26 protein-coding genes are annotated in these 25774 nt (G+C 70.6%); 12 read left to right on the top strand and 14 right to left on the bottom strand.

All coding sequences use genetic code 11. The features are described from left to right. Positions 1-205 precede the first annotated feature (205 nt). On the bottom strand, positions 206-1186 hold the full coding sequence (locus ACGH7X_RS12230) for an aldose epimerase family protein (protein ID WP_399884572.1): 981 nt from the start codon (positions 1184-1186) through the stop codon (positions 206-208). Between the two features lie 62 nt (positions 1187-1248). Then, entirely contained in the window at positions 1249-2160 is a 912-nt protein-coding gene (locus ACGH7X_RS12225; protein ID WP_399884570.1) for an SGNH/GDSL hydrolase family protein, read from the bottom strand. 266 nt (positions 2161-2426) lie between these two features. Here ACGH7X_RS12225 and ACGH7X_RS12220 point away from each other — a divergent pair, with 266 nt between their 5' ends. Beyond that, complete coding sequence (locus ACGH7X_RS12220) at positions 2427-2921, top strand: DUF3145 domain-containing protein (RefSeq protein WP_399884568.1); 495 nt, start codon at positions 2427-2429, stop codon at positions 2919-2921. A gap of 74 nt (positions 2922-2995) precedes the next feature. On the opposite strand, the gene ACGH7X_RS12215 is transcribed toward ACGH7X_RS12220, so the two are convergent. The 5 genes from ACGH7X_RS12215 to fasR all read right to left on the bottom strand — a co-directional run bounded on the left by ACGH7X_RS12215 (position 2996) and on the right by fasR (position 8007). Beyond that, positions 2996-4285: a beta-ketoacyl-[acyl-carrier-protein] synthase family protein gene (locus ACGH7X_RS12215; RefSeq protein WP_399884567.1), complete on the bottom strand. Its 1290-nt coding sequence runs from the start codon at positions 4283-4285 to the stop codon at positions 2996-2998. 100 nt (positions 4286-4385) lie between these two features. Continuing rightward, positions 4386-4634 carry an acyl carrier protein gene (locus ACGH7X_RS12210; protein ID WP_052842858.1) on the bottom strand — a complete coding sequence of 83 codons (249 nt, stop codon included), beginning with the start codon at positions 4632-4634 and terminating at the stop codon, positions 4386-4388. A 103-nt stretch (positions 4635-4737) separates the two neighbouring features. Then, complete coding sequence (locus ACGH7X_RS12205; protein WP_399884565.1) at positions 4738-5769, bottom strand: ketoacyl-ACP synthase III; 1032 nt, start codon at positions 5767-5769, stop codon at positions 4738-4740. Between the two features lie 16 nt (positions 5770-5785). Then, a complete protein-coding gene (locus ACGH7X_RS12200; RefSeq protein ID WP_399884563.1) occupies positions 5786-6712 on the bottom strand; it encodes an ACP S-malonyltransferase in 927 nt (308 codons plus the stop codon). 89 nt (positions 6713-6801) lie between these two features. Then, entirely contained in the window at positions 6802-8007 is a 1206-nt protein-coding gene (gene fasR, locus ACGH7X_RS12195) for a fatty acid biosynthesis transcriptional regulator FasR (protein ID WP_399884561.1), read from the bottom strand. Between the two features lie 62 nt (positions 8008-8069). Between fasR and ACGH7X_RS12190 the strand changes: the two genes are divergently transcribed. After that, complete coding sequence (locus ACGH7X_RS12190; RefSeq protein ID WP_399884559.1) at positions 8070-8729, top strand: pirin family protein; 660 nt, start codon at positions 8070-8072, stop codon at positions 8727-8729. A 6-nt stretch (positions 8730-8735) separates the two neighbouring features. On the opposite strand, the gene ACGH7X_RS12185 is transcribed toward ACGH7X_RS12190, so the two are convergent. Then, positions 8736-9557 carry a serine hydrolase domain-containing protein gene (locus ACGH7X_RS12185; protein ID WP_399884557.1) on the bottom strand — a complete coding sequence of 274 codons (822 nt, stop codon included), beginning with the start codon at positions 9555-9557 and terminating at the stop codon, positions 8736-8738. Positions 9558-9576: 19 nt separating this feature from the next. After that, on the bottom strand, positions 9577-10047 hold the full coding sequence (locus ACGH7X_RS12180; RefSeq protein WP_399884555.1) for a GNAT family N-acetyltransferase: 471 nt from the start codon (positions 10045-10047) through the stop codon (positions 9577-9579). Between the two features lie 110 nt (positions 10048-10157). Between ACGH7X_RS12180 and ACGH7X_RS12175 the strand changes: the two genes are divergently transcribed. Further along, positions 10158-10646, top strand: a complete 489-nt coding sequence (locus ACGH7X_RS12175; RefSeq protein WP_399884553.1) for a MerR family transcriptional regulator — start codon at positions 10158-10160, stop codon at positions 10644-10646. Further along, the gene (locus ACGH7X_RS12170; protein ID WP_399884551.1) at positions 10643-11659 is read left to right on the top strand and encodes an aldo/keto reductase; all 1017 of its coding nucleotides are present in this window, start codon (positions 10643-10645) and stop codon (positions 11657-11659) included. The genes ACGH7X_RS12175 and ACGH7X_RS12170 overlap by 4 nt, the downstream gene beginning before the upstream one ends. A gap of 17 nt (positions 11660-11676) precedes the next feature. On the opposite strand, the gene ACGH7X_RS12165 is transcribed toward ACGH7X_RS12170, so the two are convergent. From ACGH7X_RS12165 to ACGH7X_RS12155, 3 genes are all read right to left on the bottom strand, one after another. Further along, positions 11677-12564 carry a DUF4429 domain-containing protein gene (locus ACGH7X_RS12165; RefSeq protein WP_399884549.1) on the bottom strand — a complete coding sequence of 296 codons (888 nt, stop codon included), beginning with the start codon at positions 12562-12564 and terminating at the stop codon, positions 11677-11679. Positions 12565-12630: 66 nt separating this feature from the next. Then, the gene (locus ACGH7X_RS12160) at positions 12631-13851 is read right to left on the bottom strand and encodes an alpha/beta hydrolase family protein (protein WP_399884547.1); all 1221 of its coding nucleotides are present in this window, start codon (positions 13849-13851) and stop codon (positions 12631-12633) included. Positions 13852-13934: 83 nt separating this feature from the next. After that, on the bottom strand, positions 13935-14591 hold the full coding sequence (locus ACGH7X_RS12155) for a TetR family transcriptional regulator (protein WP_399884545.1): 657 nt from the start codon (positions 14589-14591) through the stop codon (positions 13935-13937). A gap of 104 nt (positions 14592-14695) precedes the next feature. Here ACGH7X_RS12155 and ACGH7X_RS12150 point away from each other — a divergent pair, with 104 nt between their 5' ends. Further along, positions 14696-16306: an MFS transporter gene (locus ACGH7X_RS12150; RefSeq protein WP_399884543.1), complete on the top strand. Its 1611-nt coding sequence runs from the start codon at positions 14696-14698 to the stop codon at positions 16304-16306. 240 nt (positions 16307-16546) lie between these two features. Then, positions 16547-16855, top strand: coding sequence for a small hydrophobic protein (locus ACGH7X_RS12145; RefSeq protein WP_399896967.1), 309 nt, complete (start codon positions 16547-16549; stop codon positions 16853-16855). A gap of 84 nt (positions 16856-16939) precedes the next feature. On the opposite strand, the gene aceE is transcribed toward ACGH7X_RS12145, so the two are convergent. Next, the gene (gene aceE / locus ACGH7X_RS12140) at positions 16940-19687 is read right to left on the bottom strand and encodes a pyruvate dehydrogenase (acetyl-transferring), homodimeric type (protein WP_399884541.1); all 2748 of its coding nucleotides are present in this window, start codon (positions 19685-19687) and stop codon (positions 16940-16942) included. A 376-nt stretch (positions 19688-20063) separates the two neighbouring features. On the opposite strand from aceE, the gene ACGH7X_RS12135 reads away from it, so the two are divergent. From ACGH7X_RS12135 to ACGH7X_RS12110, 6 genes are all read left to right on the top strand, one after another. Next, positions 20064-20501 (top strand): DUF3052 domain-containing protein, encoded by a 438-nt coding sequence (locus tag ACGH7X_RS12135; RefSeq protein WP_007449195.1) that lies wholly within the window; start codon positions 20064-20066, stop codon positions 20499-20501. A 124-nt stretch (positions 20502-20625) separates the two neighbouring features. After that, complete coding sequence (locus tag ACGH7X_RS12130; RefSeq protein ID WP_399884539.1) at positions 20626-21084, top strand: peroxiredoxin; 459 nt, start codon at positions 20626-20628, stop codon at positions 21082-21084. Between the two features lie 165 nt (positions 21085-21249). Continuing rightward, positions 21250-21825: a calcium homeostasis/redox stress adaptation protein gene (locus ACGH7X_RS12125; RefSeq protein ID WP_003976436.1), complete on the top strand. Its 576-nt coding sequence runs from the start codon at positions 21250-21252 to the stop codon at positions 21823-21825. Positions 21826-21962: 137 nt separating this feature from the next. After that, positions 21963-22538 carry a TerD family protein gene (locus ACGH7X_RS12120; RefSeq protein ID WP_399884537.1) on the top strand — a complete coding sequence of 192 codons (576 nt, stop codon included), beginning with the start codon at positions 21963-21965 and terminating at the stop codon, positions 22536-22538. Between the two features lie 49 nt (positions 22539-22587). After that, a complete protein-coding gene (locus tag ACGH7X_RS12115; RefSeq protein WP_399884535.1) occupies positions 22588-23730 on the top strand; it encodes a DUF475 domain-containing protein in 1143 nt (380 codons plus the stop codon). A gap of 152 nt (positions 23731-23882) precedes the next feature. After that, on the top strand, positions 23883-24620 hold the full coding sequence (locus tag ACGH7X_RS12110) for a Tellurium resistance (protein WP_399884533.1): 738 nt from the start codon (positions 23883-23885) through the stop codon (positions 24618-24620). A gap of 60 nt (positions 24621-24680) precedes the next feature. On the opposite strand, the gene ACGH7X_RS12105 is transcribed toward ACGH7X_RS12110, so the two are convergent. Next, complete coding sequence (locus ACGH7X_RS12105) at positions 24681-25607, bottom strand: TerD family protein (protein WP_399884531.1); 927 nt, start codon at positions 25605-25607, stop codon at positions 24681-24683. Between the last annotated feature and the right edge of the window lie 167 nt (positions 25608-25774).

The raw sequence follows: 25774 nt of genomic DNA, 5'->3' as shown, positions 1-25774 counted from the left end.
GTGGGTGTTTGTGAAGGGTTCGTACGAACTCCAGATCGGACGCTCGATCGCGGACCGCCGGATCACCGCGACGATTAACGTCTGACTCCGGGACGCCCGCGAGGGCGTGCCCCCGCGGACAGCCCCGGTCCGGGACCTGACGGCCGGGCCGGGGCTGAGCGGTGGGCGCGCGGCCTCCGCCGCCGCCCTGCGCACCGCGTACTCGCTAGCGCACCGAGAAGCCGTACACCGTCTCCGAGCGGAACACCTCGCCCGGCCGCAGCACCGTGCTCGGGAACTCCGGCCGGTTCGGGGAGTCGGGGAAGTGCTGTGTCTCCAGCGCGACTCCGTCACCGGGGGCGAGGGGCTCGCCCAGGTGGTCGGCGGTGTACAGCTGGATGCCCGGCTCGGTCGTCGCCACCGTGAGCACGCGCCCCGACGCCGGGTCGTACAGCTCGGCGACCTCCTCGGCGGTGGCACTCACGCTCTTGTCGAGGACGAAGTTGTGGTCGTAGCCCGAGCCGACCTTGCGCGCCCGCCGGAAGTCGAAGCGGGTGTCCGTCACGTCCTCGAAGCCGCCCGTCGGGATCAGGTCGCCGTCGACCGGCGTGATCCGGGAGGCGGCGAGCCGCAGTTCGTGGCCGCCCGCGTGCCCGGAGCCGCCCAGGTTGAAGTAGCTGTGGTTCGTCGGGTTCAGCACGGTCGGCGCGTCCGTGACCGCCTCGTAGGCGATCCGCAGCGCTCCCGTCTCCTCCAGCGTGTACGTCACCGAGATCTCCACCCGGCCCGGGAAGCCCTCCTCGTCGTGCGGGCTGACCCGGGCGAGCCGGATGCCGTGCCCCGCGTCCCCGACGGGCTCCACGTCCCACACGTGCTTGTCGAAGCCGCGCTCGCCGCCGTGCAGCGAGTTCGGCCCGTCGTTGAGCGCCAGCGCGTACGTCCGCCCGTCCAGCGGGAAGCGTCCGCCCGCGATCCGGTTGGCGTAGCGCCCGACGAGCGCGCCGAGGTAGGGCTCCGGGTGCGTCACGTAGCCGTCGAGGTCCGCGAACCCCAGCACCACGTCGGCCAGGTTCCCGTCCCGGTCCGGGACCTCGGCCGACTGCACGATCCCGCCGTACGACAGGACCCGTACGCGTACGCCGGCCCGCTCCAGGGTCCAGCGGTGTACCGGGGTGCCGTCGGAAAGTGTGCCGAAGAGTTCGCTCATGTGCGGAACTCTAGGACATGCCCAGGTCAGGCCGGTCAGGCCGGGCAGGTCGGTCACCCCGGTCAGGGCGTCTTCGCGGTCACCGCGCGGTAGGCGATCTCCGCCAGCCGGGCCTGGCCGCCGACACTCGGGTGGAACCAGTCCCAGTGGCTCAGCTGGTCGGTGCCGAACCGGTACGCGTGGACCGCGCCGTCGTCGGTGCGGCACCGCCGGTCCTTCGCGCAGACCTCCCGCAGCACCTCGTTGTAGTCCTCCACCCGGTCCCGCACGGTGTTGCGCCGCAGGGTCGCCGCCGAGTCCAGGGAGTCCGCGTCGCCCAGCATCGACGGGCACAGGCCCAGCTTCCACACCTGCTTGCCCAGCGCGTTGGTGCGCCCCTGGGACCACAGCCGCTTCAGGTCCGGGATGCTCGACACGTACACCTGCGCCTTCGGCAGCTTCTCGCGCAGGGTGGTCATCGCCTCCTCGAACTGGGCCCGGAAGTCCGCCACCGGGGTCATCGCCGAGGTCGTGGCACGGCAGGCGTCGTTCGCCCCCGCCATCACCGCCACCAGCTCCGGCTTGCGCGCCGCCGCCCGGGTCACCTGGGCGTTCAGGTCCGCCATCCGGGCCCCGGTGACCGCGTAGTTCCAGCTCCGCCCGGGCGCCTGCGCCTCGCCCAGCAGCCGTACGGCGAGGGAGTCGACCTCGGCGCTGCTGCCGGTCGCCCACGACACCTCGGGGCAGTCCGACAGGACCGTACAGGCGTCGAAGCCGCGCGTGATGGAGTCGCCCACGGCGGCGACCGACGCCGGGCTCGTGTCCCAGGCCGGGGCGGTCTTCGACGGCTTCGACGCGCTGGGGGAGGGGGCGGGGGAGTCGCCGCCCGCCGCGTCGCAGCCCGCCGCGCCCAGGACGGCGGCGGTCAGGACGGCGAGCGCGGCACGCGCACGGTGCCGGCCGTCCCGCGTCCCCTGGTCCGTCGCTCGCCCCATACCGGTCCCACCCCTCGCCTCGTGCCTCCAACGTCCTCAACCCATGACACCGCGCCAGGGTTCCCGAGGGCGGCGATGCAACGGCTCACACCCGTACAAGCGTCCTGCCGGGTGAATGGCGGAGGTTTGTCGGCGGCGGGACCGACGGTACGTCACACTCCTTGCGCCGTCGCACGGTAGCCTCGCCATCAACGTGACCCGCCCGGTCACGGCCGTTCCACCCGTTCCACCCGTTCCGAGATGTCCCGCTCAGCCCGGAGGTTCCGGTGACGACACGTGGAGTCCTGTACGTGCACTCCGCGCCGCGCGCGCTCTGCCCGCACGTCGAGTGGGCCATCGCCGGGGTGCTCGGCACGCGCGTCGGCCTGGACTGGATCCGGCAGCCTGCCGCGCCCGGCACCTGGCGCTCGGAGTTCTCCTGGCAGGGCCAGGCCGGCATCGCCTCCAAGCTCGCCTCCGCGCTGCGCGGCTGGCAGCTGCTGCGCTTCGAGGTCACCGCGGAACCGTCCGCGAACGCCGAGGGCGAGCGCTACAGCTGCACCCCCGACCTCGGCATCTTCCACGCCGTCACCGGCATCCACGGCGACATCATGATCCCCGAGGACCGGCTGCGCGCCGCCCTGGTCCGCTCCCAGCGCGGCGAGAGTGACCTGGAGGCCGACATCGCCAAGCTCCTCGGCAAGCCCTGGGACGACGAACTGGAGCCCTTCCGCTACGCGGGCGAGGGCGCCCCGGTCCGCTGGCTGCACCAGGTGGTGTGACTTTCCCCCGCCCCGGCACACGCAAAGGGCCCCCACCGACCGGTGGGGGCCCTTCACGTACGTACGGCGGTCGCTCAGATCGTCCGGAAGGCCAGGACCACGTTGTGGCCGCCGAAGCCGAACGAGTCGTTCAGAGCGGCGATACGGCCCTCTACCGGGAGCTTGCGGGCCTCGCCGCGGACGATGTCCGCGTTGGCCTCGGCCTCCGGGTCGAGGTTCTCGACGTTGATGGTCGGCGGCGCCACCCGGTGGTACAGGGCGAGGACGGTCGCGACCGACTCCACGCCGCCCGCGCCACCGAGGAGGTGACCGGTCATCGACTTGGTGCTGGAGACCGCCATGTGGTCGACGTCGTCGCCGAGGACCTTGCGCAGCGCCTTCAGCTCGGCGATGTCACCGGCCGGCGTCGAGGTGGCGTGCGCGTTGACGTGCACGATCTCGGCCGGGTCCAGGTCGTTGCGGTCCAGCAGGTTCTGCAGGGCGTTGGAGATGCCGCGGCCCTCCGGCTCCGGCTGCACGATGTCGTGGCTGTCGGCGGAGATGCCCTGGCCGACCGCCTCCGCGTAGACGCGGGCACCGCGCGCGGCGGCGTGCTCGGCGGACTCCAGGACGAGGACGCCGGCGCCCTCACCGAGGACGAAGCCGTCCCGGCCCGTGTCGAAGGGGCGCGAGGCACCCTGCGGGTCGTCGTTGTTCTTGGACATCGCCATCATGTTGCCGAACGCGGCGATGGGCAGCGGGTGGATCGCCGCCTCCGTGCCACCCGCGACGACGACGTCGGCGCGGCCGGTGCGGATCATCTCGATGGCGTAGCCGATGGCCTCGGCGCCCGAGGCGCAGGCGGAGACCGGCGTGTGCACGCCCGCACGGGCGCCCACGGCCAGGCCCACGTTGGCGGAGGGGCCGTTCGGCATCAGCATGGGGACGGTGTGCGGGGAGACGCGGCGGACGCCCTTCTCCTTCAGCACGTCGTACTGGTCGAGCAGGGTCGTCACGCCGCCGATGCCGGAGGCGATGACCGCGCCGAGACGGTCGGGGTCGACGTGCGCCGCCCCGTCGTCCACGGGGCTCTCGCCCGCCTTGCCGGAGTACCCGGCGTCCTTCCAGGCCTCCTGGGCCGCGATCAGCGCGAACTGCGCCGAGCGGTCCAGCCGGCGGGCCTGCGGCCGCGGGATGACCTCGGAGGGGTCCACGGCGGCCGTCGCGGCGATGCGGACCGCCTGGTCGGCGGCCCACTCCTGCTCCAGGGGCTTGACGCCGGACTTGCCGGCGACCAGGCCCTCCCAGGTCGAGGCTGCGTCGCCACCCAGCGGTGTGGTTGCGCCGATACCGGTGACGACCACGGTGCGATTGGTCGAGCTCACGGGAATTCTTTCTCCAACGGGATACGGATTCGTACGGCGCCACCGCCGGGTGGCGGGGCAGTCTGCCCGGACACTCGGACATGGCCCGAGTATCGGCGGATCAGGCCTGGTGGTCGAGGATGTACTTCGTCGCGTCGCCGACCGTCTTGAGGTTCTTGACGTCCTCGTCCGGGATCTTGACGTCGAAGCGCTCTTCGGCGGCGACGACGACCTCGACCATGGACAGGGAGTCGACGTCCAGGTCGTCGGTGAAGGACTTGTCCAGCTGGACGTCCTCAACCGGGATGCCGGCGATCTCGTTCACGATCTCCGCGAGACCGGCGACGATCTCTTCCTGAGTGGCGGCCATGATGGCGCTCCTTCTTTGTTGTCCAGAGGGTGTGGCGGCCCGCCGCGTCGGCGGCAGGTACTGCTGGTCTCCGTCCCGGACCGGGTGATCCGGCACGGAGTGCCTAGGGGAGGGTAACGACCGTCGCGGCGTAGACGAGACCCGCCCCGAAGCCGATGACGAGTGCGGTGTCGCCGCTCTTCGCGTCGCCGGTCGCCAGGAGCCGCTCCATCGCGAGCGGAATCGAGGCGGCCGAGGTGTTGCCGGTGGTGCGGATGTCACGGGCGACCGTGACGTGTTCCGGCAGTTTGAGTGTCTTCACCATCGAGTCGATGATCCGCACGTTGGCCTGGTGCGGGATGAAGACGTCCAGGTCGTCCGGGCTGATCCCGGCCGCGTCCAGCGCCTGCTGTGCGACCTTCGCCATCTCGAACACGGCCCAGCGGAACACCGCCTGGCCCTCCTGCGTGATCGCAGGAAACTTGACGTTGCCCTCGCGGTCGAGGGGCAGTTCGGAGACGTCGCCGATCCGGAACCGGTCCCAGGGGACGGTCTGCTTGATCGTCTCGGACTTGTCGCCCTCCGAGCCCCAGACCGTCGGGCCGATCGCCGGCTCCTTCGACGGGCCGACCACGACCGCGCCGGCGCCGTCGCCGAACAGGAAGGCCGTGGCCCGGTCCTCCAGGTCGGTCAGGTCGGACAGCCGCTCCACGCCGATGACCAGCACGTACTCCGCGGAGCCCTCGACGATCATGCCCTTGGCCAGGGTCAGACCGTAGCCGAAACCGGCGCAGCCCGCCGAGATGTCGAAGGCCGCGGCCTTGTCCGTGCCGAGCCGGTCGGCGATCTCGGTGGCGATGGCCGGGGTCTGGCTGAAGTGCGACACGGTCGAGACGACCACGGCGCCGATCTGAGCGGCGTCGATGCCGGCGTCCGCGATGGCCTTGCCGGACGCCTCGACCGACATCGCGGCGACGGTCTCGTCGGGGCCGGCCCAGTGCCGGGTCTCGATGCCGGAGCGCGAGCGGATCCACTCGTCGGACGAGTCGATCGTCTCGAGGATCACCTCGTTCGGCACCACCCGGGTCGGACGGTATCCGCCGACGCCGAGGATGCGCGCGTACGGGGCGCCCTTGCTGGGCTTGATCTTCGACATGCTCTCGCGCTCCTTGTCAGGCCTGGGTGTGCTCGGCGACGAGCTCGCGAGCCGCGTCGAGGTCGGCGGGGGTCTTCAGGGCCAGCGTCTTCACGCCGGGCAGCGCGCGCTTGGCCAGTCCGGTCAGCGTGCCACCCGGGCACACCTCGACGATCGCGGTGACGCCCAGCTCCTTGAACGTCTCCATGCACAGGTCCCAGCGGACCGGGTTGGCCACCTGGCCGACCAGCCGCTCCAGCACCTCGGCGCCGCTGGCGACGGCCTGCCCGTCCTTGTTGGAGACGTACGTCAGCTTCGGGTCGGCCGGGGTCAGCGCCTTCGCGGCCTCGGCGAGCCTGTCCACGGCGGGCGCCATGTGCCGCGTGTGGAACGCGCCGGCCACCTTCAGCGGGACGACCTTGCGCACCCCCTCGGGCTTGTCCTCGTTGAGCGCGGCCAGCTGCTCCATGGTGCCGGCCGCCACGATCTGGCCCGCGCCGTTCACGTTCGCCGGGGTCAGGCCGAGCTTCTCCAGGTGCGCGACGCTCACCTCGGGGTCGCCGCCGAGCAGCGCCGACATGCCGGTCTCGGTGACCGCGGCGGCCTCGGCCATGGCCAGGCCCCGACGGCGTACGAGGGTCAGCGCGGCGGTGTCGTCGAGGACGCCCGCGAACGCGGCGGCGGTGATCTCGCCGACGCTGTGACCCGCGACCGCGCCCGGCGCGAGGTCGGCGATGTCACCGAGTGCCGCGGCGGAGAGGATTCCGGCGGCGACGAGCAGCGGCTGGGCGACGGACGTGTCACGGATCTCGTCCGCGTCGGCCTTGGTGCCGAAGTGGGCGAGATCGAGTCCGATGGCGTCCGACCACGCGGCGACACGGTCGGCGGCACCGGGGAGGGCGAGCCAGTCAGTCAGAAAGCCGGGCGTCTGGGCGCCCTGGCCGGGAGCGACGAGTACGAGCACTCTCACACTCTCTCTTGAGGACGGCCAAGACCGCCCGTGGGGACAGGGACGAAGAACACGAAGGGGTTTTGTGGACCCTCGACAAAAGCTTAGAGTTGCGGATCTCCATCGGCCAGACGCCCCAGGATGAGCGCGATCCGCAGTGTGAACGCAGACCGTACATCAGAGGGTGACCATCCGGTGACGTCAGTCACACGTCGGAGCCGGTAGCGCACGGTGTTCGGGTGAACGAAGAGCATCCGGGCGGCGCCCTCCAGACTGCTCGCCTGTTCGAGATAGACGCTGAGCGTCTCAAGGAGCGCCGCCCCGGCCTCCTCCAACGGTCTGTAGATCTCCTCCACCAGCTGCTCGCGGGCCGAAGGGTCGGAGGCGATCGCGCGCTCCGGCAGCAGATCGTCCGCCAGCACGGGGCGCGGAGCGTCCGGCCAGGCGGTACAGGCCTTGAGCCCGGCCGCGGCGGCCTGCGCGGACCGGGTCGCGGCCAGCAGGTCGGGCACCACGGGCCCGGCGACGACCGCCCCCTGCGCGAACGGCCCGATCAGCGACTTGGCCACCGCGAGCGGATTGTCACTGCCCCCCGCGATGACCACGAGCCGGTCCCCGAGCACCCCGGTCAGCACCTGGAGCTTGGCATGCCGCGCCGCGCGCCGAATGGCCTCCACGGTCAGCTCGGAGTCCCCGTCGGGAGCGGTGCCCAGCACCACACAGACATGCTCGGGCGAGTTCCACCCCAGCGCGGCGGCCCGGGACACCGCCCCCTCGTCGGCCTCGCCGCTGAGCACGGCGTTCACCACCAGCGACTCCAGCCGCGCGTCCCAGGCACCGCGTGCCTCGGCGGCCTGCGCGTACACCTGGGCGGTCGCGAAGGCGATCTCCCGGGCGTACACGAGCAGCGCCTCGCGCAGCACCGACTCGTCGCCCGGCGCGGCCACCTCGTCGATGGCGGACTCCATCACCTCGATGGTCGTCCGCACCATCTCCACGGTCTGCCGCAGCGTGATCGCCCGGGTCAGCTCCCGGGGCGCCGTGCCGAAGACGTCGGTGGAGATGGCCTGGGGCGCGTCCGGCTGCCGGAACCACTCGGTGAACGCGGCGATGCCGGCCTGGGCGACCAGCCCGATCCAGGAACGGTTCTCCGGTGGCATGGCCCGGTACCACGGCAGGGTCTCGTCCATGCGCGCGATGGCCTGCGCGGCGAGCGACCCGGAGGACTGCTCCAGCCGCTTCAGGGTCGCGGTATGCGGGTGGGCGGGCTGGGCGGGGGCGTCAGGCTTGCCGGTCTCGGGTTCGGGCACGGGGACAAGACTGCCTTATCGGAACGGGCGGGGGTGCCGCCGGGTCTACGGTGGACGACGTGATGGACCTACGGCGCGCCGACGAGCGCTACCCCGGAGGCGACGAGGCGGCGGGCATCGCCTCCCGCCACGCCTTCTCCTTCGGCCCCCACTACGACCCCGACAACCTCCGCTTCGGAGCGCTGATCGCCTGCAACGAGGAACGCCTCGCGCCCGGTTCGGGTTTCGACGAGCACCCGCACAGCCACACGGAGATCGTCACCTGGGTGGTGGAGGGCGAGCTGACGCACCGCGACAGCACGGGCCACGAGACGGTGGTCCGCGCCGGTGACGTGCAACGCCTCAGCTCGGCGGTCGGCGTCCGCCACGTCGAACGCAACGACGGCGCCGTTCCCCTCACCTTCGTCCAGATGTGGCTGGCCCCGCTCGACCCCGGCGGCGACCCCGCCTACGAGATCGTCCGCGGCATCGCCGACTCCACCCCGTACGCCGTCCCCGAGGCCGGCGCGATGCTCCACGTACGCCGCCTGGCCGCGGGGGAGCGCACGGCGGTGCCGGACGGGGCGTACGTGTACGTCCACGTCGTACGCGGCGAGGTCCGCCTGGACACCGAGAAGCTGGGCCCGGGCGACGCGGCCCGCATCACGGACGCGGAGGGCGTGGACGCGGTGGCGGTGACGCCGGCCGAGGTGCTGGTCTGGGAGATGGCGGCGCAGTCTTGAGGCGCGTCAGCCTCGTACTTCCGCGAGCACCCCGTCCGTGAAGGGCGGCCAGGCTTCGACCGCCCAGGGGCCGAAGGCCCGGTCGGCGAGGGCCACGCAGGCGACGGCCGCGTCCGGGTCGATCCACAGGAAGGTGCCGGACTGGCCGAAGTGGCCGAAGGTGCGGGGGGAGGAGGCGGAGCCCGTCCAGTGGGGGGACTTGGAGTCGCGGATCTCGAAGCCGAGGCCCCAGTCGTTGGGGCTCTGGTGACCGTAGCCCGGCAGGACGCCCTTCGTGCCCGGGTACTGGACGGTCATCGCCTCGGCGACCGTGCGCGGGTCCAGTAGCCGCGGGGCCTGCACCTCGGCGGCGAAGCGGAGCAGGTCCTCGACCGTGGACACGCCGTCCTTCGCCGGGGAGCCCTCCAGCGAGGTCGCCGTCATGCCCAGCGGCTCCAGCACCGCCTGGCGCGCGTACTCGGCGAACGGCATGTCCGCCGCCTTCGCGATGTGGTCGCCGAGCTGCTCGAAGCCGGCGTTGGAGTACAGCCGGCGGTCCCCGGGCGGGGCGGTCACCCGGTGTTCGTCGAAGGCCAGGCCCGAGGTGTGTGCGAGCAGGTGGCGGACCGTCGCCCCGGGCGGACCGGCGGGCTCGTCCAGCTCGATCGCGCCCTCCTCGTACGCCACGAGCGCCGCGTACGCCGCGAGCGGCTTGGTGACCGAGGCGAGCGGGAAGCGGTGCGCGGCCGGGCCGTGGGTGCCGAGGACCGTGCCGTCGGCCCGTACGACGCCTGCCGCCGCGGTGGGGACCGGCCAGTTCTCGATCGACGCGAGGCTCTTCAAGGACATGCCGTCGAGCCTAAGCGTCTCAGAGGTGCAGCCGCATGGAGGGGTCCGAGTCCCGGGTGAAGCCCATCGACGCGTACAGGGGCTCGGCGTCCGCGGACGCCGTGAGCATGACGTATCCGGCGTCGCGTTCGCGGAACCACTCGAGCAGCTCCTCCATACAGGCGCGGGCGTAGCCGCGGCGCCGGGCCGACGGGTCGGTCGCGACGCTGAAGACGTACCCGATGAGGCCGTGCGGGTTGCCGGACCGCCCGATGCGGTACTCCAGCGTGCCCGCCACCAGGGCCGCCAGCGCGCCGGGCCGCTCCGGGTGCTCGACGACGAACGCCGCGAACTCCCCGTCCGGGTCGGCGAGCCTCGCCCGCAATGTCGGCAGGGACTCGGCGTGCCAGTCGGTGGGCGCGGGCGCCCGGCCCAGCGAATCGATCATCACCTGACGCAGACGGAGCACTTCCGCCACGTCCTCGGCCCCGGCACGGCGTACAAGACTCATGCCCGCACGCTAGTGACCGGCCGCGGCTTGTGTCCTGCGTATTTCCCACCGCCGGTTTCTTGCCGCGGCCGCTTGCCTGGAGTGCACTCCAAGGTCATAGCGTGGAGCACATGACGGTGATGCAGACCACGGCCGAGACCCTCGGGCCGAACGCCACCAGAACAGACATCTGCGCCGCTCCGCCCCGGCGCCACCCGCGCCCCGACGGACAGGACCACTACACGATCAGCGAGGTCGTCGCCTTCACCGGACTGACGGCCCACACGCTGCGCTGGTACGAGCGGATCGGCCTGATGTCCCACATCGACCGCTCCCACACCGGGCAGCGCCGCTACAGCAACGGCGACCTGGACTGGCTCGACTTCGTCGGCAAGCTGCGCATGACCGGCATGCCGGTCGCCGACATGGTCCGGTACGCCGAGATGGTGCGCGACGGCGAGAGCACCTACCTCGACCGGCGTGAACTGCTGGAGTCCACCCGGCGCGACGTGCTGACGCGGATCGCCGAGCTCCAGGAGACCGTCGCCGTACTCGACCGGAAGATCAGCTTCTACGGGGACGCCGGACGCGCCCGTGGGACGGAGAAGAGGACGCGATGACCGAGAGCAGGATCCCGACGGCACGGCTGGGCGTGCACGGCCCGGAGGTGGGCGTCCAGGGCCTCGGCTGCATGGGCATCAGCTTCGGCTACGGCCCCTCGGACGCCGAGGCGTCGCGCGCGACCCTGGAAAAGGCGCTGGAGCTGGGCGTCACGCTCTACGACACGGCCGACGCGTACGGCGCAGGGGAGAACGAGCGGTTCCTGGCCCCCTTCTTCAAGGCCCACCGCGACGAGGTCGTCGTCGCGACCAAGTTCGCCCTGTCGATCCCGCCGGACGACCCGGACAGGCGGATCATCCGCAACGACGCGCCCTACATCCGCGAGGCGGTCGAGGCGAGCCTGCGCCGCCTGGACGTCGACGTGATCGACCTCTACTACATGCACCGGCGCGACGTGAACGTGCCGGTCGAGGAGACCGTCGGCGTCATGGCCGACCTGGTGCGCGAGGGCAAGGTCAAGCACCTGGGCCTGAGCGAGGTGACGGGCGACGAGCTGCGGTCGGCGCAGGGGGTGCATCCGATCGCCGCCGTGCAGTCGGAGTGGTCGCTGTTCAGCCGGGACATCGAGGCGGGCGTCGTGCCGGCCGCCCGCGAACTGGGCGTGGCCCTCGTCCCGTACTCGCCCCTCGGCCGGGGCTTCCTCACCGGTTCCTTCGCCAACGCCGACCAGGAGCTCACCGCCGACGACTTCCGCCGCCGCCAGCCCCGCTTCACCGGCGACAACGCGGCGGCCAACGCGGCCCTGCTCGACCCGGTCCGCACGCTCGCCGAGGCCCACGGCGCGACCCCCGGCCAGATCGCGCTGGCCTGGGTCCAGCAGCGCGCCCGGGTCCACGGTCTGCCGGTGGTCCCGATCCCCGGCACGCGCAAGCCCGCGCGGGTGGAGGAGAACACGGCGGCCACCCGGATCGTCCTGACGGAGGACGAGCTGTCCTTGCTGGAGCCGATCGCGGAGAAGGTGGCGGGGGACCGGTACGCGGACATGACGTTCACCTCAGCCGGACGGGAGTAGGGACACCCGGGGGTGCGCTAAAGCTCCGCCAGCAACTCCGCCTTCTTCGAGGAGAACTCCTCGTCCGTCACCAGTCCCTGCTGGTGCAGCTCGCCCAGGTGCCGGATCCGCTCGGCGATGTCCGCCGGGTCGCGCCTGGGCGCCGGCACCGGAACCGGCACGGCGGGGCCCCGGTCCCGCACCGCCGCCAGCACCGCGGCGGCGAACGGCAGCGACTCGTGCACCGGCCCGTACCCGAGCCCGAACACGACCGCCGCCGGGTCCTGGTCGGCCTGCGGGACGGCCGGTGCGGCGGGGGCGGAGGAGACGGCGGAGACGGAGGAGGCGGCGAGGTCGCGCGGCAGCAGCCGCAGGTAGCCCTCGAACACCTCGGGGGACCGCCACTCCACGCCGCCCAGGTCGCCGACCGGGAAGCTCTGGTCGCCGGCCTTCCACTTCGCCGACGACGCGCCCGTCCACGACCACCGGAAGGACACCGCCTTCCCGTCGAAGGACGCCTTCCCGTCGTACGCCTTGAAGTGCAGCGGTGCCTCGGGCGCGGCGACCAGGTACCGCTCGGTCTCGCCGGACTCGGTCAGCAGCGCCCGCAGTTCGTCGGCGTAGTACTCCGCGAGCGTCTCGCGTTCGGCGGGCAGCACCAGGCGGTAGGGGTCGCCGCTCTCCTTCAGCTGTCCGGCCGCCGCCTCGATCAGCGGGTCGGCGCCCGCACGTGGTTCGACGCGCAGCACGACGGTGCCACGCCGGCCGGGCGTGAGCGTCACGCCGGCGATCGCCTCCAGGGGGACACGGCGCTCCCCCAGGGCCTGGAACAGCTTGGGTGTTCGAATCCCCCGTTCGTAGCGGATGAGCACGGAGTCGGACTCGAACTCCCAGGCGGCATGAAATCCGGCCAGTACGTCACCCATGCGGCTCATCGTATGCGGCACGAGCCTCTCCGTCCCCTCCCCGTGCAAACCGGAGTTTCTGCGCCTCTACGCGCGTCCGGCCGCCGTCGCCACGGACAAACCCGCCCGGCATGTGTCGTCTTCGGCGGCACAGGCCACCGTGCGGTATGCGCCAACCCCGATCTCCGCGAAGTTCCGCAGGCTGTCCGTGCCCGGTACGAAGTAGCCGGCGTGCCCCTCGGCGCCCCGTGCCGACAGCACCCGGGCACCGAACGCGGCGGACACCGGGTCGGCACCGTGCCCGAGGCCGCCGACCTCCAGGTACGGCACGTCCTGGATCCAGTCGTCGGCGTCCCGCATCGCCCACACATGGGCGGAGGTGTCCAGGTGGGAGGCGTTCTCGGCGCGCATGCCGGGACTGCCCGCCACCGCTATGTCGGTCACCCGGGCGGGCAGCGCGTCGGCGGCGAGGCCGCACACCACCGAGCCGTAGCTGTGGCAGAACAGCGAGACCGGGGCGCGGCCGGGCAGCGCCCGCAGCAGCGCGTTCAGCCGCACCGCCCCGTGCTCGGCGCGGTTCGCCGTGGCCGCCTCCATGCCGAGCCCGCTGGGGGAGGTGTAGTCGGCCCAGGCGATCACGGCCGTGCCGGTGCCGGGGCTCGTCGCGCGCTCGGCCGCGTACAGCGACTCGGCCATGCCGACGGGCGCCGAGTACTTCTTGCGGTCGGTGCGCTGGAAGGTGAGCAGTTCGGTGTCCACGCCGGGCACGACGACGGACACGCGGTCGGCGCGGTTCAGGTTCCCGAACACCTCGGCGACCTTGCCGGAGCCCGCCGGGTCGAAGGCGAGGACGTGCCGGTCGGGGTCGAGCAGCGACTCGTAGTTGCGCATGCGTCGGCCGGCCTCGCGCTGCCCGGCCGGGGACAGCCGCTCGTCGTGCATGCGCTCCCGCTCCACCGTCCGCGCCTTGTGCAGCGCGGCGCGGTTGGCGAGGTAGCGCAGTTGGACGGGGGCGCCGTTCATGTTGCCCACGGCCAGCGGATAGCGGCGGGCCAGGCTCCCGCGCTGCCACTCGGAGAGCGAGGCGAAGAAGCGGGCCAGCCGGGCGGGTGCCGCCTGCGCGTCGGGCAGCCGCCGTCCGTCGATCCGGCCGTGCTCCCAGGCCGTGACCGACGCTTCGAGGGCCGTGGGGCCCCGCTGGTTGCGCAGGGCGGTCCAGCCGGTGGTCGCCAGCATCACGAACACCACGGCCAGGGCGAGCAGTGCGCGCCAGACGTTCAGCTGCGGGGAGGTGTCGAAGGAAGTCACTGGGAGGACACACTAGGAGAACGGCACGGTCTCGCGTGAATCCAGTGACACGGATCACGTTTCGGTGCGCTGCCGGCGCTCGGCTACGGAGTTGGATCCGCGGGTCCGGCCAGGGGGCGGTCGCGCCAGTTCCCGGTGAGCGCGGGCGCCACCTGGTCGAGGTAGGACGCCGTCAGGTCCCGCAGCGCCGCCAGACTGGCGTCGTCCCGTGCCGACCAGATCCGCTCGGTCACCCGCATCACCGCTCCGAAGACGGCCACGACCACACGGGGCCGCGGGTCCGTGTCCACGTCCAGGCCCTCGCGGCGGGCGACGACGCGGGCGATCTCCTCCTCCAGCTCCGTCGCGCGCCGCAGATGGGCGGCTAGCAGTGCGGGTGTCGACTCGATCACCCGGTAGAACCGCATGTGCAGCTCGAGCGGGACCAGTTGCCCGACGGCCTCGCCGATGGTGCTCCAGTTCTCCACGAGGGCCAGGCGCAGGGCGTCCAGGGGCGCCTCCTCGGGCGGGCGGGCGCGTACGGCCTCGACGAAGCGCGACTCCGCGAGCCGCGACACGAAGAACGCCGCGTCCTCCTTGGAGGCGAAGTAGCGGAAGAAGGTGCGCTGCGAGACGGCGGCGGCCTCCGCGATGTCGTCGACGGTCGTCTCCTCGTAACCGCGCTCGGTGAACAGTTCGAGGGCGGAGCGCAGCAGGAGGTCCCGGGTGCGCTGCTTCTTGAGTTCGCGCAGGCCGCCCAAGAGTTCACTCCTTCACACAGGTGACACAGGTGCAATTTAAAATGTCAGTTACTGACTCGTGAATTGGTTTGTCAACTGTCAGAGGCTGTCATTAGCCTCACGGTATGACTAGTCAGACCACGCTCGACAAGTCGGGACCGGGCGACGGTGCCCCGTCGGGTTCCGCGTCCACCAGGGGACTGCGCGGCCATCCGTGGGTCACCCTCGTCACCGTCGCGGTCGGGGTCATGATGGTGGCCCTGGACGGCACCATCGTGGCGATCGCCAACCCGGCGATCCAGAACGACCTGGGTGCCAGTCTCGCGGACGTCCAGTGGATCACCAACGCCTACTTCCTCGCCCTCGCCGTCGCGCTGATCACCGCGGGCAAGCTCGGTGACCGTTTCGGCCACCGGCAGACCTTCATCATCGGTGTGGCCGGCTTCGCCGCGGCCTCCGGGGCCATCGGACTGTCCGGCAGCATCGGGGCGGTCGTCGTCTTCCGTGTCTTCCAGGGCCTGTTCGGCGCGCTGCTGATGCCGGCCGCGCTCGGCCTGCTGCGGGCCACCTTCCCGGCCGAGAAGCTCAACATGGCCATCGGCATCTGGGGCATGGTCATCGGCGCCTCCACCGCGGGCGGCCCGATCCTCGGCGGTGTGCTGGTCGAGCACGTCAACTGGCAGTCGGTCTTCTTCATCAACGTGCCGGTGGGCATCCTCGCCGTCGTGCTCGGCGTCCTGATCCTGCTGGACCACCGGGCCGAGAACGCGCCGCGCTCCTTCGACGTCGTCGGGATCGTGCTGCTGTCGGCCTCGATGTTCGCTCTCGTCTGGGCCCTCATCAAGGCCCCCGAGTGGGGTTGGGGTTCCGGCCAGACCTGGCTGTACATCGGTGGGGCGGTGGTGGGCTTCGTCCTGTTCTCCTTGTGGGAGACCCGGGTGAAGGAACCGCTGATCCCGCTGGGGATGTTCCGCTCGGTGGCGCTGTCGGCCGGTGTGGTCCTCATGGTCCTGATGGCCATCGCCTTCCTGGGCGGCCTGTTCTTCGTCACCTTCTACCTGCAGAACGTGCACGGCATGAGCCCGGTCGACGCAGGTCTGCACCTGTTGCCGCTCACCGGCATGATGATCGTCGGTTCGCCGCTGGCCGGCGTGATGATCACCAAGGTCGGCCCGCGCATCCCGCTGGCCGGCGGCATGGCCTTCACCGCGCTCGCCATGTACGGCATCTCCACGCTGGACACGGGCACCGGCACCGCCGTCATGTCGATCTGGTTCCTCCTGCTGGGCCTCGGCCTCGCGCCCGTCATGGTCGGCGCCACCGAGGTCATCGTCGGCAACGCGCCGATGGAGCTGTCGGGCGTGGCCGGCGGTCTCCAGCAGGCGGCGATGCAGATCGGCGGCAGCCTCGGCACGGCCGTGCTGGGCGCCGTGATGGCCTCCAAGGTCGACAGCGACCTGGCCGGCAACTGGGCGGACGCGGGGCTTCCCGAGCTGACGCCGGAACAGGCCCACAAGGCCTCCGAGGCGGTCCAGGTCGGCGTCCCGCCGGTGCCCGAGGGCACCCCGGCCCAGGTCGCCGGAAAGATCGCGGACGTCGCCCACGACACCTTCATCTCCGGCATGAGCCTGGCCTCGCTCGTCGCGGCCGGCATCGCGGTCGTGGCGGTGTTCGTCGCCTTCCTCACCAAGCGCGGTGCCAACGCGGAGGCGGGCGCGGGCGCGGGCCACATCTGATCCGCGCCCACGAAGTCCGCGGGCCCTGTCACTCGATTCGTCCATCAGGGTGACAGGGCGCGCGAACCCTCCCCTCGGCGGGACAGCGCAGGTCACAGTGGGTCAAGTCCTCCGCAGGGCACGGAGGGCCAGAGGCTGCGGCGCGCTGCCGGAGGGGGGCGGCGCGCAGGCAGCACGTTCGAAGCAGGCATGACACGCCACACGCGGGTACCCGAACTTCACGAGGAGTTCAGGGAGTTGATGATGGCGAGCTTCGGACAGGGATCGCGCAGGCACCCCCGCTCACGTGGCCGGACGTGGTCACGGACCGGGCCGGACCGCGCGACGCTCGCGATCGTCGGAGTCGTCTGCGCGGTCGCCGGGTTCTTCGTGCTGGGGATCGTCCTCGGCCCCGTGGCGATCGTCTGCGGCTGGCTCGCCATGGGCCGAAGCTGGGCGGGGTCCCGCCCGGTACCGGCCGTGGTCGCCCTGGTCCTGGGAGCCATCGACACGCTCCTGGCGCTCATCTGGCTCGTCGGCGCGGCAAGCCCGGGCTACGGCATGTTCTAGCCGCCCGCGGCATCACCCGTCGCCCAGATGTTCCCACCCCCGCCCGCCACGGACGGGGGTGAGCCACGTACACCCGCGTACGCCCTACGCGTCCCCGCCGGCCGCCCCCGGGTCCGCCGCGCTCACGTCGAGCAGCCGGTACCGGTCGATCGCCTGCTTCAGCACCGACCGGTCGACCTTCCCCTCCCGCGCCAGCTCGCTCAGCACGCCCACCACGATCGACTCCGCGTCGATGTGGAAGAACCGCCGCGCCGCCCCCCGCGTGTCCGCGAAGCCGAAGCCGTCCGCGCCCAGCGACTGGTACGTCCCCGGCACCCACCGCGCGATCTGGTCCGGCACCGACCGCATCCAGTCGGACACCGCCACGAACGGCCCCTGAGCGCCCGCCAGCTTCCGCGTGACCCACGGCACCTGCTGCTCCTCCTCGGGATGCAGCAGGTTGTGCTCCTCGCAGGCCACGGCCTCGCGCCGCAGCTCGTTCCAGGAGGTCGCCGACCAGACGTCGGCGCGCACGTTCCACTCCTCGGCGAGGATCCGCTGGGCCTCGACGGCCCACGGCACCGCGACGCCGGACGCCATGATCTGCGCCGGGACGGAGCCGCCCGTGCCCTCGCTGAAGCGGTGGACGCCCTTGAGGATGCCCTCCACGTCGACGTTCTCGGGCTCGGCCGGGTGCCGGATGGGCTCGTTGTAGACGGTGAGGTAGTAGAAGACGTCCTCGCCGTGCGGGTGCTGCTCGTCCCCGCCGTACATCCGGCGCAGCCCGTCCTTGACGATGTGCGCGATCTCGAACCCGAAGGCCGGGTCGTACGCCACGCACGCCGGGTTCGTCGAGGCCAGCAACTGCGAGTGCCCGTCTGCGTGCTGCAGTCCCTCACCGGTCAGAGTCGTACGCCCCGCGGTCGCGCCCAGTACGAAACCGCGCGCCAGCTGGTCACCCATCTGCCAGAACTGGTCGCCGGTGCGCTGGAAACCGAACATCGAGTAGAAGACGTAGACCGGGATGAGCGGCTCGCCGTGAGTGGCGTACGCCGATCCGGCCGCGATCAGCGAGGCCGTGCAGCCCGCCTCGGAGATGCCGTCGTGCAGCATCTGCCCGTTCGGCGCCTCCTTGTAGGCGAGCAGCAGATCGCGGTCCACGGACTCGTACTGCTGCCCGAGCGGGTTGTAGATCTTCGCACTCGGGAAGAACGAGTCCATGCCGAACGTGCGGTACTCGTCCGGCGCGATCAGCACGAAGCGCTTGCCGATCTCCTTGGCCCGCATGAGGTCCTTCAGCAGGCGCACGAAGGCCATCGTCGTCGCGATGGACTGCTGCCCCGACCCCTTCTTCACGGTCGCGTACGTCTTTTCCTCCGGCAGCGCGAGCGGCTTCGACCGCACGACCCGGGTCGGCACGTAGCCGCCGCAGCCCAGGCGCCGGTCGTGCATGTACTGCATCTCCTCGGTGTCCCGGCCGGGGTGGTAGTACGGCGGCGGGCCGGACTCCAGCTCCTTGTCGGAGATCGGCAGGTGCAGCCGGTCGCGGAAGCGCTTGAGGTCGTCGACCGTCAGCTTCTTCATCTGGTGCGTGGCGTTGCGGCCCTCGAAGTTCGGGCCCAGGGTCCAGCCCTTGATCGTCTTGGCGAGGATGACCGTCGGCTGGCCCTTGTGCTCCTGGGCCGCCTTGTACGCCGCGTAGATCTTCCGGTGGTCGTGACCGCCGCGGCCCAGGTGCAGGATCTGGTCGTCGGTCATGTTCTCGACCATCGCGCGCAGCCGGTGGTCGTCGCCGAAGAAGTGGTCGCGGATGTAGGCGCCGGACTCGGTGGCGTACGTCTGGAACTGGCCGTCCGGGGTCGTGTTCATGCGGTTGACCAGCAGGCCGTCGCGGTCCTGGGCGAGCAGTGGGTCCCAGGTGCGGTCCCACACCAGCTTGATCACGTTCCAGCCGGCGCCCCGGAAGACCGACTCCAGCTCCTGGATGATCTTGCCGTTGCCGCGCACCGGGCCGTCGAGGCGCTGGAGGTTGCAGTTGATCACGAAGGTCAGGTTGTCCAGGCCCTCGCGGGCGGCGATGGAGAGCTGGCCCAGCGACTCCGGCTCGTCCATCTCGCCGTCACCCAGATAGGCCCACACGTGCGAACGCGACGTGTCCGTGATCCCGCGCGCGTGCATGTAGCGGTTCATCCGCGCCTGGTAGATGGCGCCGATCGCGCCGAGGCCCATCGAGACCGTCGGGAACTCCCAGAAGTCCGGCATCGACCGCGGATGCGGATACGACGACAGTGCGTGCGGCGCCTTCGACTTCTCCTGCCGGAAGCCGTCCAGGTGCTGCTCGCTGAGCCGGTCCAGCAGGTACGCGCGCGCGTAGATGCCGGGCGAGGCGTGCCCCTGGAAGAAGACCTGGTCACCGCCGTCGCCCTCGTCCTTGCCCCGGAAGAAGTGGTTGAAGCCCACGTCGTACAGCGACGCGGAGGAGGCGAAGGTCGCGATGTGGCCGCCGACGCCGATGCCGGGCCGCTGCGCGCGGGAGACCATCACGGCGGCGTTCCAGCGGGTGGCGTTGAGGATCTTGCGCTCGATCTCCTCGTTGCCGGGGAAGAACGGCTCGCTCTTGGTCGGGATGGTGTTGACGTAGTCCGTGCTGCGCATCTCGGGCACGGCCACGCGCTTCTCGCGGGCCCGCTCGATCAGCCGCAGCATCAGATAGCGGGCCCGCTCCCGGCCGCGCTCGTCGACGGCGGCGTCGAGGGAGTCGAGCCACTCCTGGGTTTCCTCGGGATCGAAGTCAGGAACCTGACTCGGAAGGCCGCCAATGATGATCGGATTGCGATCGGATGCGGAAGCCACGCTGTTCCTTCGCTGTCAGAGGGCCACTTTTCCGGGTGTCTGCGCCGATTCCCCATCGTGTACCTCACGGGGGCAATCGTCATCTGTACCGTGGGGTAACCGGTTCTCCCGTGAGAATCGGGGGGCACGTTCATTCGAGTCTCGTACCCACACATGGTTCCCAAATACGCAAACGGGGCAGATAGGTGTGGTGTACGTCACCTTCGGGCTGGAGGGCATGGCTGGAGTTGCGGCGACACGGCCGGGATCGTCACCGTTTCGGCGGTCCCAGACGCCGGGTACTTGCGCGATCCGTCCCGCCCGTGTGGACTACGGCCAAGCTTCGCGCACGCGCGTGGCTGAAGACATCTACCGAAACATGATCAGGAGGCAACCCGTGAGCGCGACCGCGGACCACGCGGAGGAGCGGACGAACCCTGCCGCCAGGCTGGGGTTCCAGCCCGGGCAGGTGGTCCAGGAGATCGGCTACGACGACGACGTCGACCAGGAGCTCCGCGAGGCCATTGAGGGCGCCGTCGAGGGCGAGCTGGTGGACGAGGACTACGAGGACGTGGCCGATGCCGTCGTGCTGTGGTTCCGTGACGACGACGGCGACCTGACGGATGCGCTGGTGGATGCCACCACGTACATCGAAGAAGGCGGCTCGATCCTCCTTCTCACGCCGAAGACCGGCCGTGACGGGTACGTCGAGGCCAGTGACATCTCGGAGGCGTCGACGACCGCCGGACTGACGGCGTCCAAGAGTGTCAGCGTCGGCAAGGACTGGAGCGGCAGCCGGCTGGCTACGCCCAAGGCCGCCAAGTCCAAGCGGTAGCCCCAGGCTCCGCACCACCACGGACTCCGGACGGGCCGACCGCGGTCGGCCCGTCCGCGGGTTCGCGATCGTCCCTGCGTAGGGTGTTTCCAGCGAACCATCCTCGGAAGGGACGAAACAGGACATGGCGATCCAGGTCGGCGACAAGGCCCCCGACTTCGAACTCAAGGACAACCACGGCAGGACCGTCCGGCTGTCCGACTTCCGCGGCCGGAAGAACGTCGTGGTGCTCTTCTACCCCTTCGCCTTCACCGGCGTGTGCACCGGCGAGCTGTGCGAGGTGCGCGACAACCTGCCGCAGTTCTCCGACCGGGACACCCAGGTGCTCGCCGTCTCCAACGACTCCATCCACACCCTGCGCGTCTTCGCCGAGCAGGAGGGCCTGGAGTACCCGCTGCTGTCCGACTTCTGGCCGCACGGCAACGTCTCGCGCGCCTACGGCGTCTTCGACGAGGACAAGGGCTGTGCCGTCCGCGGCACCTTCATCGTCGACCGGGAGGGCGTCGTGCGCTGGACCGTGGTCAACGGCCTGCCGGACGCCCGTGACCTGACCGAGTACGTGAAGGCGCTCGACACTCTGTGACCGGCGCCCCCGGGCGGCATCACGGGTCGGCATCACCTGTCGACACCACGTGATTTGTCGACGCCGGGGACTGCGGGGGGCGGGAACCCGTCACTAGGATCGAATCGTTGATCCGATATCCACGCACTACGGGGCACCCCGCCCCTGGACACCAATGGAGGACTCGTGGGAGTCAGCCTCAGTAAGGGCGGCAATGTCTCGCTGACCAAGGAGGCCCCCGGCCTGACCGCGGTCATCGTCGGTCTGGGGTGGGACATCCGCACCACGACCGGCACCGACTTCGACCTCGACGCCAGCGCGCTGCTGCTGAACAGCGGCGGCAAGGTCGCCAGCGACGCGCACTTCATCTTCTTCAACAACCTGAAGAGCCCGGACGGATCCGTCGAGCACACCGGCGACAACATCACCGGTGAGGGCGAGGGCGACGACGAGCAGATCAAGATCAACCTCGCCACGGTCCCCGCCGACATCGAGAAGATCGTCTTCCCGGTCTCGATCTACGACGCCGAGAACCGTCAGCAGTCCTTCGGCCAGGTGCGCAACGCGTTCATCCGCGTCGTCAACCAGGCCGGCGAGGCCGAGATCGCCCGCTACGACCTGAGCGAGGACGCCTCCACGGAGACCGCCATGGTCTTCGGCGAGCTGTACCGCCACGGCGCGGAGTGGAAGTTCCGCGCCATCGGCCAGGGCTACGCCTCCGGCCTGCGCGGCATCGCCCAGGACTTCGGCGTGAACGTCTGAGCGACCCGACCACCGGGGCGACGGCCTCGAACGTCCGGCGAGGCCACGGTCTCGATACGTCCGGCGCCGCACGGTTTACGTGCGGCGCCGGACGCGCAGGAAACCCAAGAACCATCACCCGGGGAGGGACCATCACCATGGGCGTCACGCTTGCCAAGGGAGGCAACGTCTCCCTGTCCAAGGCCGCACCGAACCTCACACAGGTACTGGTCGGGCTCGGCTGGGACGCGCGTTCCACCACCGGAGCACCCTTCGACCTCGACGCGAGCGCACTCGTGTGCAGCAGCGGCCGGGTGCTCGGCGACGAGTGGTTCGTCTTCTACAACCAGCTCAAGAGCCCGGACGGCTCGATCGAGCACACCGGCGACAACCTCACGGGCGAGGGCGACGGCGACGACGAGTCGCTGCTCGTCGACCTCTCCAAGGTGCCCGCCCAGTGCGACAAGATCGTCTTCCCGGTCTCGATCCACGCGGCCGACGAGCGCGGCCAGACCTTCGGCCAGGTCGCCAACGCCTTCATCCGGGTCGTCAACCAGGCCGACGGCCAGGAACTCGCCCGGTACGACCTGAGCGAGGACGCCTCCACGGAGACCGCGATGATCTTCGGCGAGCTCTACCGCTACCAGGGCGAGTGGAAGTTCCGTGCAGTGGGGCAGGGGTACGCGTCGGGGCTTCGGGGCATCGCTCTAGACTTCGGAGTCAACGTTTCGTAAAGCCGAGTACGGCGCGGGGGAGCCCCGTACACACACGATTGGGTAGCCAGTGCTTCTGAAAACCTTCGGCTGGTCGTTCGCGGTCACCGCGCTCGGCCTGGTCGCGGCGGTCTTCTACGGGGGGTGGACCGCTTTCGGCATCGTGGCGATCCTCTCCATCCTGGAGATCTCGCTGTCCTTCGACAACGCGGTGGTCAACGCCGGGATCCTGAAGAAGATGAATGCCTTCTGGCAGAAGATCTTCCTCACCATCGGCATCCTCATCGCCGTGTTCGGCATGCGCCTGGTGTTCCCCGTCGTGATCGTGGCGATCAGCGCCCAGCTCGGACCGATCGAGGCCGTCGACCTCGCGCTCAACAACAAGGACCGCTATCAGGAGCTGGTGACGGACGCCCATCCGTCGATCGCCGCCTTCGGCGGCATGTTCCTTCTGATGATCTTCCTCGACTTCATCTTCGAAGACCGGGACATCAAGTGGCTGGCCTGGCTGGAGCGCCCGCTGGCCAAGCTCGGCAAGGTCGACATGCTGTCGGTCTGCATCGCCCTGGTCGTGCTGCTGGTCTCCGCGATCACCTTCGGCGCCCACGCCCACCAGCACGGCGGCGCCCACGCCGACAAGGCGGAAACCGTCCTGCTCGCGGGCATCGCGGGTCTGATCACCTACATGATCGTCGGCGGCCTCTCCGGCTACTTCGAGGACAAACTCGAAGAGGAGGAGGAGCGGGAGCACGAGGAGGAAGAGGCAGCCGAACGCGCCGGGAAGCCCAAGTCGGCCGTCAAGCTGGCCGGCAAGGCCGCGTTCTTCATGTTCCTCTACCTGGAGGTCCTGGACGCGTCCTTCTCCTTCGACGGTGTCATCGGCGCCTTCGCCGTCACCAACGACATCGTCCTGATGGCCCTCGGCCTGGGCATCGGCGCCATGTACGTCCGGTCGCTCACGGTCTACCTGGTCCGCCAGGGCACCCTCGACGACTACGTCTACCTGGAGCACGGCGCCCACTACGCCATCGGCGCCCTGGCGATCATCCTCCTGGTCACCATCCAGTACCAGATCCACGAGATCATCACCGGCCTCGTCGGCGTCGTCCTCATCGCCTGGTCCTTCTGGTCCTCGGTACGGCGCAACCGCGCGATCGCGGCGGCCGGGGGAGACGGCGACCAGGAAAAGGCGGAGGTCTCCTCCGGGGTGTGAAACCCTTTCGTTCCCGGGCAGGGTGCGCCCCCGGTGCGCCCGTACCACTGGTGTGAACACGGCCCGGGTGAGGAACGCTCTGTGCGGGGCGGCCGACGAGGACGACTCCTCGGGGCCGCCCCGTCGGCGGTCGAGTGAAGGTGGGGGCGGCAATGGGCTTCTTGGACGGACTGTGGCGCGGTCGCGAGTCCGAGTTCGACTCGGGCAGTGCGGCGACCAACTCCATCCAGCTGACCAAACGGCACAGCCAGGTCTCCCTGACCAAGCAGGGCGCGGCGACCGGCAATCTGCGCATCAACCTCTCCTGGCGGATGCGGACCTCCGACATCATGGGCGTCCAGCGGGAGAGCCTGCTGCGGCATCCCTTCAAGGCGCTCAAGCCCCCCGAGGTCGTCGGCCACAGCCAGAGCATGGTCAACGTCGACCTCGACCTCGGCTGCCTCTACGAACTCAAGGACGGCACCCGCGGGGTCGTCCAGCCGCTCGGCGGCTTCCTGGGCGACGTCAACGCCCCGCCGTACGTCAAACTCAGCGGCGACGACCGCTTCGGTTCGGCCTCCGGCGAGACGATCTACGTCAACCTCGACCACAAGGACGCCATCAAGCGCCTGCTGCTCTTCGCCTACATCTACGACCAGACCCCCGCCTTCGACCGGACCCACGCCATCGTCACGCTCTACCCGAGCAACGGTCCCCGCATCGAGATAGGCCTCGACGAGCGCCATCCGCAGGCCCGGTCCTGCGCCGTGGTGATGATCGAGAACATCAAGGACGAGATCTTCGTCCGCCGCGAGGTGAAGTTCGTGTACGGCTTCCAGGGAGAGCTGGACCGGCTGTACGGGTGGGGCCTGCAATGGGGCCGCGGACACAAGAGCAAGGCCGAGCGATGAGTCCCGGCCCGAGCCGCTGAGCTGGAGAGCCGCCACGCGGCCGGGCCGCCGCCGCCCCGACTACCGTCCGACGAACTGCGGTCCCTGCGGAGGCAGCCTGAAGTCCGGATCGGGTGCGCCCGTGACCGGCTGCGGATAGCCGTAGCCGGACTGCGCTCCGGCCACCCCGGCCGCTGCGGGCGCCTGCGGATAGCCGTAGGCGGGCTGCGTCGCGGGAGGCTGCTGCGGATAGCCGTAGGCGGGCTGCGCCGGTACGCCGGCGGGCTGCTCCGGCGGCAGCGGCCGCGAGGCCTCCGGGAGGGGCTGCACCGTCGTCGGGTGGTCGGGTCCGACCACCACGGCCGAGGGCACGGACTGGGCCGGCGTCGGCTGGTCGGGTGCGGACTGGGAGGGAGCGGACGGCACCGGTTGGGGCCGGGAGGCCGACATGGGGTCGTCCGCCCCCTCCGACTCGTCCACCGAGATGCCGAAGTCGGTGGCCAGGCCCTTGAGCCCGTTGGAGTACCCCTCGCCCAGCGCCCGGAACTTCCAGCCGTCCCCGCGCCGGTACAGCTCGCCGCAGATCAGCGCCGTCTCCTGGCCGGTCTCCGGTGTGACGTCGAAGTACGCCAGCGGCTCCGCGTCGGCCGAGGCGTCGTGCACCAGGATGCGCAGTGACTGGACCCGGTCGAAGGTGACGCCGTCCGCCGACGCGACCAGCAGGATCCGGCCCACCGAGGGCTCGACCCCGGAGAGATCCGTCTGGATCGTGTCCGTCAGGCCCTCGGCGACCCGCTTCTTGCCGAGCCGCCAGACCTGCCCGGAGGGGTGCCGGGGCTGGTTGTAGAAGACGAAGTCCTCGTCGGAACGCACGCGGTCGTCCGGTCCCAGCAGCAACGCGGAGGCGTCGACGTCGGGAACCCCCTGCCCGGGTGTCCAGCGCAGCACGGCGCGTACCGTGGTGGCTTGCAGCGGGACGTTCGACCCCTTCAGCATCGCGTGCGTCATGCCGTCATCCTGCCCTCTCGGTCCTGGTCACGACAATGCGGGGGCGGGTACTCGGCTCGTGTCCGCTCACCCCGGGTGGCCATCGCCGACATGGCCGGGTTACCTGGAATTCATGCCCGGTGGGAACCTCCGACATGGATACGTACGTACTATTACCGGCCACCTTT

Source organism: Streptomyces sp. BBFR51 (genome assembly GCF_044591655.1).
GTDB lineage: Bacteria > Actinomycetota > Actinomycetes > Streptomycetales > Streptomycetaceae > Streptomyces.
This window is presented reverse-complemented; position numbering and strand designations above follow the sequence as displayed.

What these genes read in the sequence shown, in the direction of transcription:
- ACGH7X_RS12230 (WP_399884572.1), bottom strand. Translation starts at nt 1,186, where the DNA reads ATGAGCGAACTCTTCGGCACACTTTCCGACGGCACCCCGGTACACCGC.
- ACGH7X_RS12225 (WP_399884570.1), bottom strand. Translation starts at nt 2,160, where the DNA reads ATGGGGCGAGCGACGGACCAGGGGACGCGGGACGGCCGGCACCGTGCG.
- ACGH7X_RS12210 (WP_052842858.1), bottom strand. Translation starts at nt 4,634, where the DNA reads ATGGCCGCCACTCAGGAAGAGATCGTCGCCGGTCTCGCGGAGATCGTG.
- ACGH7X_RS12205 (WP_399884565.1), bottom strand. Translation starts at nt 5,769, where the DNA reads ATGTCGAAGATCAAGCCCAGCAAGGGCGCCCCGTACGCGCGCATCCTC.
- ACGH7X_RS12190 (WP_399884559.1), top strand. Translation starts at nt 8,070, where the DNA reads ATGGACCTACGGCGCGCCGACGAGCGCTACCCCGGAGGCGACGAGGCG.
- ACGH7X_RS12185 (WP_399884557.1), bottom strand. Translation starts at nt 9,557, where the DNA reads ATGTCCTTGAAGAGCCTCGCGTCGATCGAGAACTGGCCGGTCCCCACC.
- ACGH7X_RS12180 (WP_399884555.1), bottom strand. Translation starts at nt 10,047, where the DNA reads ATGAGTCTTGTACGCCGTGCCGGGGCCGAGGACGTGGCGGAAGTGCTC.
- ACGH7X_RS12175 (WP_399884553.1), top strand. Translation starts at nt 10,158, where the DNA reads ATGACGGTGATGCAGACCACGGCCGAGACCCTCGGGCCGAACGCCACC.
- ACGH7X_RS12170 (WP_399884551.1), top strand. Translation starts at nt 10,643, where the DNA reads ATGACCGAGAGCAGGATCCCGACGGCACGGCTGGGCGTGCACGGCCCG.
- ACGH7X_RS12165 (WP_399884549.1), bottom strand. Translation starts at nt 12,564, where the DNA reads ATGGGTGACGTACTGGCCGGATTTCATGCCGCCTGGGAGTTCGAGTCC.
- ACGH7X_RS12150 (WP_399884543.1), top strand. Translation starts at nt 14,696, where the DNA reads ATGACTAGTCAGACCACGCTCGACAAGTCGGGACCGGGCGACGGTGCC.
- ACGH7X_RS12145 (WP_399896967.1), top strand. Translation starts at nt 16,547, where the DNA reads ATGATGGCGAGCTTCGGACAGGGATCGCGCAGGCACCCCCGCTCACGT.
- ACGH7X_RS12130 (WP_399884539.1), top strand. Translation starts at nt 20,626, where the DNA reads ATGGCGATCCAGGTCGGCGACAAGGCCCCCGACTTCGAACTCAAGGAC.
- ACGH7X_RS12120 (WP_399884537.1), top strand. Translation starts at nt 21,963, where the DNA reads ATGGGCGTCACGCTTGCCAAGGGAGGCAACGTCTCCCTGTCCAAGGCC.
- ACGH7X_RS12110 (WP_399884533.1), top strand. Translation starts at nt 23,883, where the DNA reads ATGGGCTTCTTGGACGGACTGTGGCGCGGTCGCGAGTCCGAGTTCGAC.
- ACGH7X_RS12105 (WP_399884531.1), bottom strand. Translation starts at nt 25,607, where the DNA reads ATGACGCACGCGATGCTGAAGGGGTCGAACGTCCCGCTGCAAGCCACC.